9 protein-coding genes and 3 pseudogenes are annotated in these 12382 nt (G+C 77.9%); 4 read left to right on the top strand and 8 right to left on the bottom strand.

The features are described 5' to 3' along the window. The 3 pseudogenes from PSR1_RS24305 to PSR1_RS24620 form a co-directional block, all read right to left on the bottom strand. Positions 1-386: pseudogene (locus PSR1_RS24305) on the bottom strand (hypothetical protein); the annotation flags it as partial. Between the two features lie 6 nt (positions 387-392). Continuing rightward, positions 393-860 (bottom strand): annotated as a pseudogene (locus PSR1_RS24625) (phosphoribosyltransferase); the annotation flags it as partial. A 278-nt stretch (positions 861-1138) separates the two neighbouring features. Then, positions 1139-2626, bottom strand: a pseudogene (locus PSR1_RS24620) (helix-hairpin-helix domain-containing protein); the annotation flags it as partial. A gap of 209 nt (positions 2627-2835) precedes the next feature. Between PSR1_RS24620 and groL the strand changes: the two are divergent. Beyond that, positions 2836-4449 (top strand): chaperonin GroEL, encoded by a 1614-nt coding sequence (gene groL / locus PSR1_RS16535; RefSeq protein ID WP_059438570.1) that lies wholly within the window; start codon positions 2836-2838, stop codon positions 4447-4449. 20 nt (positions 4450-4469) lie between these two features. Here groL and PSR1_RS16530 read toward each other — a convergent pair whose 3' ends face one another. Beyond that, positions 4470-4931: a CBS domain-containing protein gene (locus PSR1_RS16530; RefSeq protein ID WP_059438569.1), complete on the bottom strand. Its 462-nt coding sequence runs from the start codon at positions 4929-4931 to the stop codon at positions 4470-4472. A gap of 125 nt (positions 4932-5056) precedes the next feature. On the opposite strand from PSR1_RS16530, the gene PSR1_RS16525 reads away from it, so the two are divergent. Together PSR1_RS16525 and PSR1_RS16520 are read left to right on the top strand one after the other, a co-directional pair. Continuing rightward, positions 5057-6028, top strand: coding sequence for a hypothetical protein (locus tag PSR1_RS16525; protein ID WP_059438568.1), 972 nt, complete (start codon positions 5057-5059; stop codon positions 6026-6028). Between the two features lie 155 nt (positions 6029-6183). Then, positions 6184-7464, top strand: coding sequence for a PLP-dependent aspartate aminotransferase family protein (locus PSR1_RS16520; protein ID WP_059438567.1), 1281 nt, complete (start codon positions 6184-6186; stop codon positions 7462-7464). A gap of 17 nt (positions 7465-7481) precedes the next feature. Here PSR1_RS16520 and PSR1_RS16515 read toward each other — a convergent pair whose 3' ends face one another. Continuing rightward, positions 7482-7850: a hypothetical protein gene (locus PSR1_RS16515; protein ID WP_059438566.1), complete on the bottom strand. Its 369-nt coding sequence runs from the start codon at positions 7848-7850 to the stop codon at positions 7482-7484. A gap of 602 nt (positions 7851-8452) precedes the next feature. On the opposite strand from PSR1_RS16515, the gene PSR1_RS16510 reads away from it, so the two are divergent. Continuing rightward, on the top strand, positions 8453-9295 hold the full coding sequence (locus PSR1_RS16510) for a cation transporter (protein ID WP_059438565.1): 843 nt from the start codon (positions 8453-8455) through the stop codon (positions 9293-9295). 21 nt (positions 9296-9316) lie between these two features. Here PSR1_RS16510 and PSR1_RS16505 read toward each other — a convergent pair whose 3' ends face one another. The 3 genes from PSR1_RS16505 to PSR1_RS16495 form a co-directional block, all read right to left on the bottom strand. After that, positions 9317-10015: an ABC transporter ATP-binding protein gene (locus PSR1_RS16505; protein ID WP_059438564.1), complete on the bottom strand. Its 699-nt coding sequence runs from the start codon at positions 10013-10015 to the stop codon at positions 9317-9319. Continuing rightward, complete coding sequence (locus PSR1_RS16500; protein WP_059438563.1) at positions 10008-11222, bottom strand: ABC transporter permease; 1215 nt, start codon at positions 11220-11222, stop codon at positions 10008-10010. The genes PSR1_RS16505 and PSR1_RS16500 overlap by 8 nt, the downstream gene beginning before the upstream one ends. Continuing rightward, the coding region (locus PSR1_RS16495; protein ID WP_059438562.1) for an efflux RND transporter periplasmic adaptor subunit at positions 11222-12382 on the bottom strand (1161 nt) is incomplete at its 5' end. The genes PSR1_RS16500 and PSR1_RS16495, both read right to left, overlap by 1 nt.

Raw genomic sequence — 12382 nt, 5'->3', positions numbered from 1 at the left:
GCCGCGACCAGCCGGTTCCGCGGGCTGCGCCGGCTCGAGCCGCTCCCGTGGACGAGCGCCACCAGCCCCGTCGCGCCCTCCGGGATGGACAGCTCGCCGTCGAGGGTCCCGGGGCCGCGGGACGAGCCGTCGAACGGGATCACCACCGTCCGCGTCTCCTCGGGGTCGGCCGGCTCCGCGTCGCCGGCGAGCCAGTCGTCCCCGCCCCACGGATCGGCCGCGACCTCCTCGCCGGCGCGGTGCAGGCAGGCGACGACCTCGTCGTCCGAGACCTGCGGGAACCGCCGGTACCAGAGCCCCACCGCCATGAACGGCTCCGGGAGGTCCACCGCCACCACCTCGTCCGCGTCCGCCCGCAGCTCCGGCGCCGTCGCGGCGGCGATCACCGGCGCCGCCACGATGACCCGCGCCGCCCCGCGCTGGCGCGCCGCCCGAGCCGCCGCGCGCGCGGTGGCCCCGGTCGCGACCCCGTCGTCCACCACGATGACCGTCCGGCCGGCCAGCTCGAGCGCGGGCCGGTCGCCGCGGTACAGGCGGACCCGCCGCCCCACCTCCGCCGCCTCGCGCTCGGCGATCGCCGCCACGTCCTCCTCGGACACGCCGGCCTCGCCCAGCGCCTCGTGGCGCACGCAGGCCGCGCCCCCCTCGGCGACGGCGCCGAGGGCGTACTCGGGCCACCCAGGCGCGCCCAGCTTGCGCACCACCAGCACGTCCAGCTCGGCGCCGAGCGCGCGGGCCACCTCGGCCGCGACCGGCACGCCGCCGCGCGCCAGGCCCAGCACCACCGGGTGCCGCGCCCGGAGCCGCTCCAGCCGCTCCGCCAGCAGCCGCCCCGCCTGCCTCCGGTCCTCGAACACCATGGCGCTCCACCTCCTGCCCGGCTCACCCGTGCGCGCGCCGCGGCGCGCGCGCGCGGCGCGCCAGGCGGCGTCGCAGCTCCGGCAGCGGCAGCGTGTTCAGCACGTCCTTCGCCTCCAGCCACCCCCGGCGCGCCACCCACACCCCGTAGCGGAGGTTCGCGAGCTGCGCGGCGTCGTGCGCGTCGGTCGAGATCACCACCGGCACCCCCCGCTGCGCGCGCGGCGCGGCAGCCCTCGGCGCCGAGATCCAGCCGCTCCGGCATCGCGTTCACCTCCAGCGCGACGCCCTCCTCGCGCGCGGCCTCCAGGAGCCGGTCCAGCTCGAGCGCGTACCCGTCGCGCGTGCCCAGCTCCCGGCCGGTGGGGTGCGCCAGCACGTGGACCACGCCGGACCGGAGCGCGCGCACGATGCGGTCGGTGTTCCGGGCGGCCGGGTCGCCGAAGCGGGCGTGGACCCCGGCCACCACGCAGTCCAGCCGCGCCAGGTCGTGCTCCGGCAGGTCCAGCGCGCCGGTCGGCAGGATGTCCACCTCCACGCCGGCCAGCAGGTGCGGCTTCCCGCGCAGGCGGCCGTCCAGCGCCCGGATGGCGCCCGCGTGCGCCGCCAGGCGCTGCGGGTCGAGCCCGAGCGGGCGCGAGCGGGAGTGATCGGTGATGGCGAGGTAGCGCCGGCCCAGCGCGCGCCCGGCCGCGGCGAGCGCCTCGAGGTCCGAGCGCCCGTCGCCGGAGGCCCGCGAGTGGACGTGCAGGTCGCCGAGCAGGTCGCCCTCCTCGACCAGCCGCGGGAGCGTCCCCGCCTCGGCGGCCTCCAGCTCCCCCTGCGCCTCGCGCAGCTCGGGCGGGATGAACGGCAGCCCGACCGCGCGGTACACCTCCGCCTCCGTCGCGCCGCCCAGCCGGCGGCCCTCGCGATCGAAGACGCCGTACTCCGAGATCTTCAGCCCGCGCCGCAGGGCCCGGGCGCGGAGCGCGATGTTGTGGGCCTTGCTCCCGGTGAAGTACAGGAGCGCCGCGCCCCAGGCGTCCGGCGGCAGGACGCGCAGGTCGGCCTGCATGCCGCAGCGCAGCCGCACCGAGGCCTTGGTCGGACCCTCGGCGAGCACCGCCACCACGCCGGACAGCCCGGTGAAGGCGCGCACCACGGGCGCCGCGTCGCCCGCCGAGACCAGCACGTCCAGGTCGGCGACCGTCTCCCGCCGGCGCCGCACGCTTCCCGCCACCTCCGCGGCGCGCACACCGGGCACCGCGCGGAGCCGCTCGAGGATGGGCTCCGCGTGCCCGATGGCCCGGTGCAGCAGGGTCCGGCCCGCCCGCGCCCGGTGCCGCCCGATCGCGCCGAGGATCGCCTCCGCGCGCGCCGGGCCCATCCGCGGCACCTCGAGGACGCGGCCGGACCGGCACGCCGCCTCGAGGCCCGCCACGTCCTCGACCCCGAGCCGGTGCCACACCGCCTCGACCGTCTTCGGCCCGACGCCCTCGAGGCGCAGGAGCTCCAGCACGCCCGCCGGCACCAGCGCGGCGAGCCGCGCGTGCTCGCGGCACCCGCCGGTCTCCACCAGCTCCGCGATCTTCTCCGCGATGCGCTCGCCGACGCCGGGCAGCTCCGCGAGCCCGCCCTCCCGGGCCAGCCGCGCGACCGGCACCGGGTGCAGGTCCACGACCTGGGCCGCCCGGCGGTAGGCGCGCACCTTGAACGCGTTGCCGCCGGTGAGCTCCAGGAGATCCGCGATCTCCGCGAGGACGCGCGCGACCTCGCCGTTGTCCACGGCCGCCTCCGGCGCGAGGGCCGGTCGCACCTCGCCGCCGGCCCATTGTAGGACCGCCCCCGCGGCCGGGGCGCCGAGCGTGCGGGGGACTCCGGAAGACGCGCGAGCCCGCTCGCCCGGCCGGACGGCCGGGCCACCGGTGCGCACGCGAAGGCGGGTCCCCGGTTGCCGCCGACGCCCCCGTCGCCCGGGGGTCCTAAGCTGTTCACATGAAGAAGGCGCTGCGCTTCGCGGACAGCGCGCGGGAGGGCGTCCTCCGTGGTGCCACGCTCCTCGCCGACGCGGTCCGGGTGACCCTGGGGCCGAAGTCCAAGTGCGTGCTCATCGACCGCCGATGGGGGGAGCCGATCGTCTGCAACGACGGCGTCACCATCGCGAAGGAGCTGGAGGTGGACGATCCCACCGAGAACCTGGGCGTCCGCATGCTGCGGGAGGCGGCCGAGCGCACCGGCGACGCGGTGGGCGACGGGACCACCACCGCCACGCTGCTCGCCCACGCGATCCTCGCCGACGGCGTGCGCAACGTGGCCGCGGGCGCGAGCGCGATCGACCTGAAGCACGGGCTCGACCGCGGGCTCCGCGCCGCGGTGGCCAGCCTGCGGGCGCTGTCGCGGCCGGTGACCACCCGCCGCGAGAAGGCGCAGGTCGCGACCATCTCCGCGCACAACGACGCGGCCATGGGCGAGCTGGTGGCCGACGCGGTGGAGCGCGTCGGGGGCGAGGGCGTGGTGTCGGTGGAGGAGGCGAAGGGCACCGAGACCACGCTGGAGGTGGTCGAGGGCATGCAGCTCGACCGCGGCTACCTGTCGCCCTACTTCGTGACCGACGCCGACCGGATGGAGTGCGTGCTCGAGGACGCGCTCGTGCTCCTCTGCGACCGGCGCATCAGCCTGATGAAGGACCTGCTCCCGCTGCTCGAGGAGGTGGTCAAGGCGGGGCGGCCGCTGCTGGTGGTGGCGGAGGAGGTCGAGGGCGAGGCGCTCGCCACGCTGGTGGTGAACAAGATGCGCGGCGCGCTGCCGTGCGCCGCGGTGAAGGCCCCGGGCTTCGGCGACCGGCGCAAGGAGCTGCTGCAGGACCTCGCCGTCCTGACCGGCGGCAAGGTCGCGTCGGAGGACCTCGGGACCAAGCTGGAGCGCCTGGCGATCGGCGACCTGGGCCGCGCGCGCCGCGTGGTGGTGGCGCGCGAGACCACCACGCTCATCGGCGGCGGCGGCGACCGCGCCCGCATCCAGGCGCGCACCGACGAGCTGCGCCGGCAGATCCGGGAGACGAAGGGCGACTACGATCGCGAGAAGCTGCAGGAGCGGCTCGCGAAGCTCGCGGGCGGGGTGGCGGTCATCCACGTGGGCGCGCCGACCGAGGCGGAGCTGAAGAGCCGCAAGGAGGCGTTCGAGGACGCCATCAGCGCCACCAAGGCGGCGGTGGCCGAGGGCATCGTCCCGGGCGCCGGCCTGCCGCTGCTGCGCGCCATCGACGCGGTGCGCCGGGAGGAGGCGGCCTGCGAGGGCGACGAGCGGACCGGGCTCGAGGTGCTGGTGCACGCGCTCGCCATCCCCACCCGCCAGATCGCCCAGAACTCCGACGTGGAGGGGGCGGTGGTGGTGGAGCGGATGCGCGCCGGGACCGGCAACTTCGGCTTCGACGCGGCGCACGGCACCTGGGTGGACCTCGTCGAGGCGGGCATCGTGGATCCGACCAAGGTGGTCCGCGTGGCGCTCGAGAACGCCGTCTCGATCGCGAGCGTGCTGCTGCTCACCCAGGCCACCCTGGTCGAGCTGCCGTCGCCCAAGGCCGAGGCGCCCGCACCCGCCGAGCTGTGATCCGGGGACTCGCCGCCGCGTCAGCGGCCCGGCGTCTCCCACCACGGCCACGGGCCCTGCCGCAGCGGCCGCTCCGGCGCCTGGAGGTGCTCGACCACGGCGCCGGCCAGCGCCGGCGCGCGGCGCGCCACGTCGTCCACGCTCAGCACGCCGGCCAGCCGGCCCGACGCATCCAGCACCACCAGCCGCCGCACCGCGCGCTCCGCCATCCGCCGGACCGCGTCCTCGAGCGCGTCGTCCTCGCCGCACTCGACGACCTGCGGCGTCATCGCGCTCCCCACGTCCGCCCGCGCCGGGTTCCCGCCCTCCGCCACGCACCGCACCACGATGTCGCGATCGGTGAGGATCCCGACGGGCCGGTCCCCCTCGCACACGACCAGCGCGCCCACGCCGTTCGCCTTCATCCGCCGCGCGGCGGCCTCCAGCGTCTCGCCCGGCGCGATCGCCTCGGCCCGGCGCGTCATGATCTCGCCCACGAGCATGCAGGGATCGTACGCCGCGCCGTCGCGGCGAGGACGGGCGCTCGTTGGGGACGCGCGCCGCGTCGCACCGCGAGCGGGGGAGGACCGGCCGCCACGGTGCCCCGCGCTCCGGTAGAGTGACCGCGATGGCCCACGCCCCTGCCCCCTCCTGCCCGCGCTGCGGCGCGCCGCGCGCGACCGGACCGGAGTGCCCGCGCTGCGGCGTCATCTACGCGAAGGCCCGGCCGCGGGCGACGGCGCCCCCTGCGCCCCCGGGACCGGAGGAGACGCTGCCGGACCTCGGCGCGGCGGGGGTCGCGCTCGGGATGCCGGCCCCGGCGCGCTGGTCCGGCGAGCTGGACGGCGCGCGCCGCGAGCTGTGGATCCGCGCGGTGGCGGCGCCCGCGGCGCTGCTCCTCGCGCTCGCGATGGTCGCGTCCGGCCCCGGGCACGCGCTGCTCCGCACGTTCCTGTCCATGTGGATCCACGAGCTCGGCCACGCCGCGACCGCCTGGCTGTGCGGCCACGGCGCCTTCCCCGGCCCGTGGCGGACGCCAATCTCGGCGGGGCGGCTCCCGGTCGTCGTGATCGGGGTGGCCGCGGCGCTCGCCGCGCTCGCGTGGCGCGGCTGGCGCTCCGGGCGCCGGGCGCTGCTCGCCGCCGGCGCGGCCGGGCTCGCCGTGCAGCTCGTCTGCACCCTGCTGCCGGGGGCGACCGCGCGGGCGCTGATCACGTTCGGCGGCGACGCGGGCTGCATGGTGATCGGCGCGGCCCTCGTCGCGACGATCTGGGCGGATCCCGAGGGTCCGCTCGGCCGCGGCTCGCTCCGCTGGGGCTTCCTCGTCATCGGCGCGGCCGCCCTGGTGGACGCGCTCCACGGCTGGGTGCGCGCCTGGCGCGATCCCGGGGAGCTGCCGCTCGGCGAGATCGAGGGCGTCGGCCTGTCCGACGCGAGCACGCTCATGCAGGTGCACGGCTGGAGCGCGTCGGCGCTCTCCGGCCGCTACGTGGCGCTCGGGCTCGCCTGCCTCGCGGCGCTCGGCGCGGCGTACGCGCTGATGCTCGCGCGGGCCCGGGCCGCGGTCGCGGCGGCGGAGCGCCAGGGCGGGCCAAGTTAGACATATATCCGTCATAACGGACGACGCCGTGTCCTACCAAACGGGTATTTCGACGCCCAATCCATGATTAACGGACGACCGTCCTATGAAACGGACGACGCTTCTGGTAGGAACGTCGGCCCGGCCGCGCCCGCCGCCCGGCCCCAGGAGCCGCCATGTCCGACGACGTCCACCTCGACTCCAACGTGCCCGGAAACCCGGCCTACCACTTCACCATCGTGCCGCCCGGCACCCCGGCGCGGGCCGGCTGGGCGGAGCGCGCGCCGCTCGTCCCCGGCGCGGGGCTGGCCACGCAGTGCGTCCACGCGGGCGTGCAGCCCGACCCCGCCTACGGCGCGGTGATGCCGCCCATCTACCAGTCGTCCACGTTCGCGTTCCGCGACGTGTGCACCAACGCGGGCTACGACTACACGCGCAGCGGCAACCCGACGCGCGCCGCGCTGGAGGAGGCGATCGCCACGCTGGAGGGCGGCGCCGGCGCGACCTGCACCACCACCGGCATGGCCGCGGTGCTGGTGGCGCTCAACCTGCTGCCGCACGGCAGCCACCTGCTCTGCACCGTGGACTGCTACGGCGGCACGTTCCGGACGCTCGAGCACGCGCGGCAGGCCTACGGGCTGGAGGTCACCTACCTGGATCTCGCCGACCTGGACGCGGTCGAGCGCGCGCTGCGCCCGAACACCGGGATGGTCTGGATCGAGACGCCCTCGAACCCGCTGCTCCGCCTCACCGACATCCGCGCGGTGGCCGAGCTCGCGCACCGGCGCGGCGCGCTCGCCGTGGTGGACAACACCTTCCTCTCCCCCGCGCTCCAGCGCCCGTTCGAGCACGGCGCGGATCTCGTGGTGCACTCCACCACCAAGTACCTGAACGGCCACAGCGACGTGGTCGGCGGCGCCGTGGTCGCGCCGCGCGGCCGCACCGCGCTCCTGCAGCGCATCCAGTCGATGAACAACCTGCTCGGCACCTCGCAGAGCCCGCACGACGCGTTCCTGGTGCTGCGCGGGCTGAAGACGCTGGCGCTCCGCGTGAAGGCGCACGAGGCCGGCGCGCAGCGCGTGGCGGAGTTCCTGGCAGGGCACCGGGAGGTCGCGCGAGTCCACTACCCCGGCCTCGCCTCGCACCCGCAGCACGCGCTGGCGCGCGCGCAGCAGCGCGGCTTCGGCGCGATGCTCAGCTTCGAGCTCCGCGACGGCCGCCCAGCCCGCGTGGATCACGTGCTGCGCACGCTGCGCTGGTTCACGCTGGCCGAGTCGCTGGGGGGCGTCGAGAGCCTGGTGGCGCACCCGGCGTCGATGACGCACGCGTCGATGACGCCGGAGGCGCGGCAGCGGGCGGGCATCACCGACTCGGTGATCCGCCTGTCCATCGGCATCGAGGACCCCGGGGACCTGATCGGCGACCTCGACCGCGCGCTCGGGTCGCTGCCCGCCTGACCGGCCCGTCCGGGCGGCTAGCGCAGGAGCCGGCCGAGCCGCTCCAGCTCGCGATCCGGCTCCCGCGGGAGCGTGGCGGCGAACGGCCAGGTGCCGAGCCGGCGCAGCGCCTCCCGGAGCGCGTCGTCCTCGCGCCGCACGCGCTCCCCCTGCTCGCGCACCGCCGCGCGCCGGCGCTCGTCGCCCGTCAGGCGCGCGCCCTCGTCCGCCAGCACCAGCCCGAGCATCCGGTCGATGGACGCGCCGGAGGAGCCCAGGCGGCCGCCCACCGCGAGGAGCAGCTCGCCGGCGCGCCCGCGGAGGGCCGGATCGGCCGTGGCGCCCGCGCGCTCGCGGAGGCGCAGGAGCGGCATCGCCGGCCCGGCCTGGTCGGCCGCGAGCGCCATCACCCCGTTCCCGGGATCCCGGATCCGCCGCGGCGACGGCCGGGCCGACGCGCGCCGCCGCCCGCTGCATCGCCACCTCGGGCGCACCGGGCGCGCCCTCGTGCCGGCCCAGCGCCGACAGGATGGCGAGGTTGACCGAGAGCGGATTCGACCCCGCGGCGGCGGCCGCCGCGAGCGCGTCGTCCAGATCCTTCCCCTCTCCGTCGCTGGCGGAGTCGGCCGGGCGGCCGTAGGGGAACAGCAGCCGCTCCCCCGCGTCCATCCGGGCGCGCACCTCGGGGGCGACCGCGCCGGACAGGAGCCGCGCTCCCCAGTCCGCGGGCAGGAGCGGGCTCGAGGCGAGGTCCGGACGCCCGGCCTCCGTCCACGCCGCGACGAGCGCGTCGTCGAGCGGCTCGCGCTCCAGCCGCGCGCGGCGCGCCAGCAGCGCCCGCAGCACACCCGCCTGCGCCGGCGGGGCCGGGAGCCGCTCCAGCCTCGCCACGTGCGCCGACGCCGCCGACGCCGCCGCGGCGTCGCCCGCCTCGACCCGGCGCAGGCAGCCAGCGTGCGCCGCAGCAGGGCTCTACGCGAATGGGCGGCGCTATATACTGCGCCGCGACATGCCGACGCCCGGGACGACGCGCACCGTGTTCGCGGTGCCGAGGATGGATTGCCCCTCCGAGGAGCGGATGATCCGGCTGGCGCTCGACGGCGCGGCGGGGATCGACGAGCTCCGCTTCGACCTGCAGGCGCGCACCCTCACCGTGCTCCACGCCGGCGATCCCGCGCCGCTCCTGGCCCGCCTTCGGCCGCTCGGGCTCGGCGCCCGCTTGGCGTCCTCCGCCGCGTCCTCGGCCGCCTCGCCGGCCGCGCACGGAGCCGAGGTGCCCGGCGCCGCGGTGGCCGCGCCCGACCCCGGCGCGGAGGCCCGCACGCTCCGCCTGCTGCTCGCCGTCAACGCCGCCATGTTCCTGGTCGAGGGCGTGGTGGGCTGGCTCGCCGAGTCCACCGGCCTCATCGCCGACTCGCTCGACATGCTGGCGGACGCGCTGGTCTACGGCCTGAGCCTCTGGGCGGTGGGCCGCGCGGCGCGGGCCCAGCTGCGCGCGGCGCACGTGTCCGGCGTGCTCCAGGCCGCGCTCGCCCTCGGCGTGTTCGCCGACGTGGCGCGGCGGTTGCTCGCGGGCAGCGCGCCGGAGCCGCCCGCGATGATCGGCGTCTCGGCCCTGGCGCTCGCCGCCAACGTGGGCTGCCTCGTCCTCGTCGCCCGCCACCGCCACGGCGGCGCGCACATGAAGGCGAGCTGGATCTTCTCGACGAACGACGTGCTCGCGAACCTGGGCGTCATCGCCGCCGGCGCCCTGGTCGCGTGGACCGGCTCGGCGCTGCCGGACCTGGTGATCGGGACGGCGGTGGCGCTGCTGGTGCTCGCGGGCGCGGTCCGCATCCTGCGGCTGCGGTGAGGGCACGGGCCGACCCAACCGTCACCCCCTCCGCAGATCCTCCACCACCCGCCCGTCCAGCAGGCGGATCACGCGCCGGCAGCGGCCCGCCAGGCGCGCGTCGTGCGTGACGACCAGGAACGCCACGCCGAGCTGCTCGTTCATGGCGCGCATCCGCTCGAACGCGGCATCGGCCGCGGCGGAGTCGAGGTTGCCGGTGGGCTCGTCGGCGAGCACCACCGCCGGCCGCCGGACGAGCGCGCGCGCCAGCGCGACGCGCTGCTGCTGCCCGCCGGAGAGCGCGCCCGCACGCACGCGGGCGTGCCCGGCCAGCCCGAGCGTCCCGAGGAGCTCCTCCGCGCGCGCCACGTGCTCGGGCAGGAGCCGCCCGTGCGCGATGGCGAGCGGGACGGCCACGTTCTCGGCCGCGGTGAGCGCCGGCAGCAGGTGGTGCGACTGGAACACGAAGCCGATCGTCCCGCCGCGCAGCGCGGTGAGCGCGTCCTCGTCGAGCGCTCCCGTGTCGCGGCCGAACACCTCCACCCGGCCGGTGGTGGGCCGGTCGAGCAGCCCCATGACGTTGAGGAGCGTGCTCTTGCCGGAGCCCGAGGGGCCGACGACGGCGGTCAGCTCGCCCGCGTCGATCGCGAGGTCGATGCCGTGGAGGACGGGCGTGACGACCGAACCGCCGAACGCCCGGCTCACCCCGTGCAAGGCGAGCGCGGGTCCGGGCTCAGTCACGGCGGATCGCCTCCGCCGGATCGAGCCGCGCGGCGCGCCGGGCGGGCGTGAACGCGGCGGCGAGGCCGGCCCCGAGCGCCAGCAGCGCCGAGGCCGCGTACAGCGCCGGCGACAGCTGCACCGGGTAGAGCGGCGTGCCGTCGGGGTGGCGGGCGCTGGTCTCGAACACGAGCGCCAGCACGGACCCGATGGCCACGCCCGCCGCCGCGCCCAGCAGCCCGATGACCGCCCCCTGCACCAGGAACAGCCGCTGGACGCCGCCTCGCGAGAGCCCCATGGCGCGGAGGATCCCGATCTGGCGCTGTCGCTGCACCACCGACACCACCAGCACGCTGGCGATGCCGGCGACCGCGGCGAGCCCCACGAACGCCTGGATGGCGCGGGTGGAGCCGCGCTGGGACCGGAGCGCCGCGAGCAACCTCCCGTTCAGGTCCATCCAGCTCTCCACCCGCAGACCGGTCCGCCGCCGGAGGCGATCGGCGACCTCCGCCGCCGCCCACGCGTCGTCGAGCCGGACCTCGAGCGCGCTCGCGCCGGGCAGCGCGTGCAGCGCCTGCGCGCTCCGGTAGGCCGTGAGCACCCAGCGGAGGTTCTGGTCGCGGGTCCCGAGATCGAACAGGCCTGCCACGACGAACGCGCGCGCGCCGGCGGCGGTGGCGACGCGCAGCGTGTCACCGCGGGTGAGGCCCAGCTCCTCCGCCAGCTCGATGCCCACCACCACCTCGGACGGCCCGAGCCTCAGGTCCCCCTCGACCACGCGGCCCGGCAGCGCCACCAGCACGCGCCGGTAGGCCTCCGGGTCCACGCCGATGAGGCTCACCGAGCGGCTCGCCTCACCCCTCGACGCCATGGCCGGACCCGACGCGACCGCCGCCACCGCCCGCACGCCCGGCGCCGCCGAGACCTCGCGCGCCACCGCCTGCCACTGGTCCACGGCGCGCAGGCGCTGGGGCGCGCGCTGCACGTGGCTCACCGCCGCGGCGCCGTCCGGCGAGGGCGGCGTGCGGGGAGCCTCGGGGCGAGGGCGCAGCACCACGTGCGGGAGCGCATCCAGGGTCTGCGCCACCATCCCGCGCTCGACCGCGGCCACCAGCGCGTTCAGGAAGAAGAACACCGCCACGCCGACCGCGGTGCCGCCCACGATGAGCGCGGTCTGGGCGCGGCCCTCCCGCAGGAAGCGGAGCGCGAGGAACAGGTCGAGGCGCATCAGCGCTCCTCGCGCGGGCGCACCCGCTGGCCGAGCAGCGCCTCCACGGCCCCGGTCGCCACCGCCTCGCCCTCGACGAGCCCGCCCGTCACCTCGACCGCGCGCGCGCCGCGCAGCCCGGCGTGCACCGCCGCGCGTTCCAGGCGCCCGCCGCGGACGACGGCGCACCAGGTCGAGCCGTCCGGCGCCTCGCGCAGGCCCTCCGGCGGGATGGCCAGCGCGTCCGGCCGCGCGCCGGTCTCGAGCTCCACCGAGACGGTCTGGTCCGGCACCAGGCCGCGCGGCGGGTCCGGGACCCGGAGCCGGACCTCGCTCGTCCCCCGCGCCGCGTCCACGCCCGGGCCCACCGACGCGACCACGCCGCCGAGCACCACGTCCGGCCACGCGTCGGCGGTGACGCGGGCGGACTGCCCGGGCCGGACCCGCGCCAGGTGGCGCTCGTCCAGCTCCACCGCCACCCGCGCCTCCCCGTCCGCCGCCATCACCAGCAGCGCGCGCCCGGCCGTGACCACGTCCCCCGGCTCCGCCCGCCGCTCGAGCACGAGCCCGTCCGCCGGCGCCCGGATCCGCGCCTCCCGCAGCCGGGCCTCGGCGGTGCGCACCGCCGCTGCCGCCTCCGCGGCGCGCGCGCGCGCCAGCCGGAGCTCGGCCCCCCGCACGTCCTGCTGCGCCGCGAGCGCGGTGGCGCGGCGGCTCCTGGCGCGATCCGCCGCGAGCGCCGCGTCCTCCAGCGCGGCCGGCGCGATCGCCTCCTCCGCGCGGAGCGCCTCGGCGCGCCGCAGCTCGGTCTCGGCGCGCCGGAGCGCCGCGTCCGCCTCGCCCAGGCCGGCCGTCGCCGAGGCCGCCGAGGTCGTCGCGAGCTGCGCCACCCGCGCCTCCGCGGCGCCGAGCGCGGCGCGACGCTCCTCGAGCGTGGCGGCGAGCGCGCCGTCGTCCAGCTCGAGCAGCACCTCGCCCGCGCGGACCCGCGCGCCGCGATCGACGTGGACCGCCCGGACCACCCCCGCCAGCGGGACGCCCAGCTCTGCCCGCGCGGCGGCCAGGACCCGCGCGCTCGCGACCACGGTCTCGCGCAGGCCCATGCGCCGGACCCGGGCCACCGCCACGGGCGGCGGGCGCACGGCCAGCGCCGCGGAGCACGCGGCGGCCAGGACCGCCGC

This window comes from Anaeromyxobacter sp. PSR-1 (assembly GCF_000964525.1).
Taxonomy (GTDB): Bacteria; Myxococcota; Myxococcia; order Myxococcales; family Anaeromyxobacteraceae; genus Anaeromyxobacter.
This window is presented reverse-complemented; position numbering and strand designations above follow the sequence as displayed.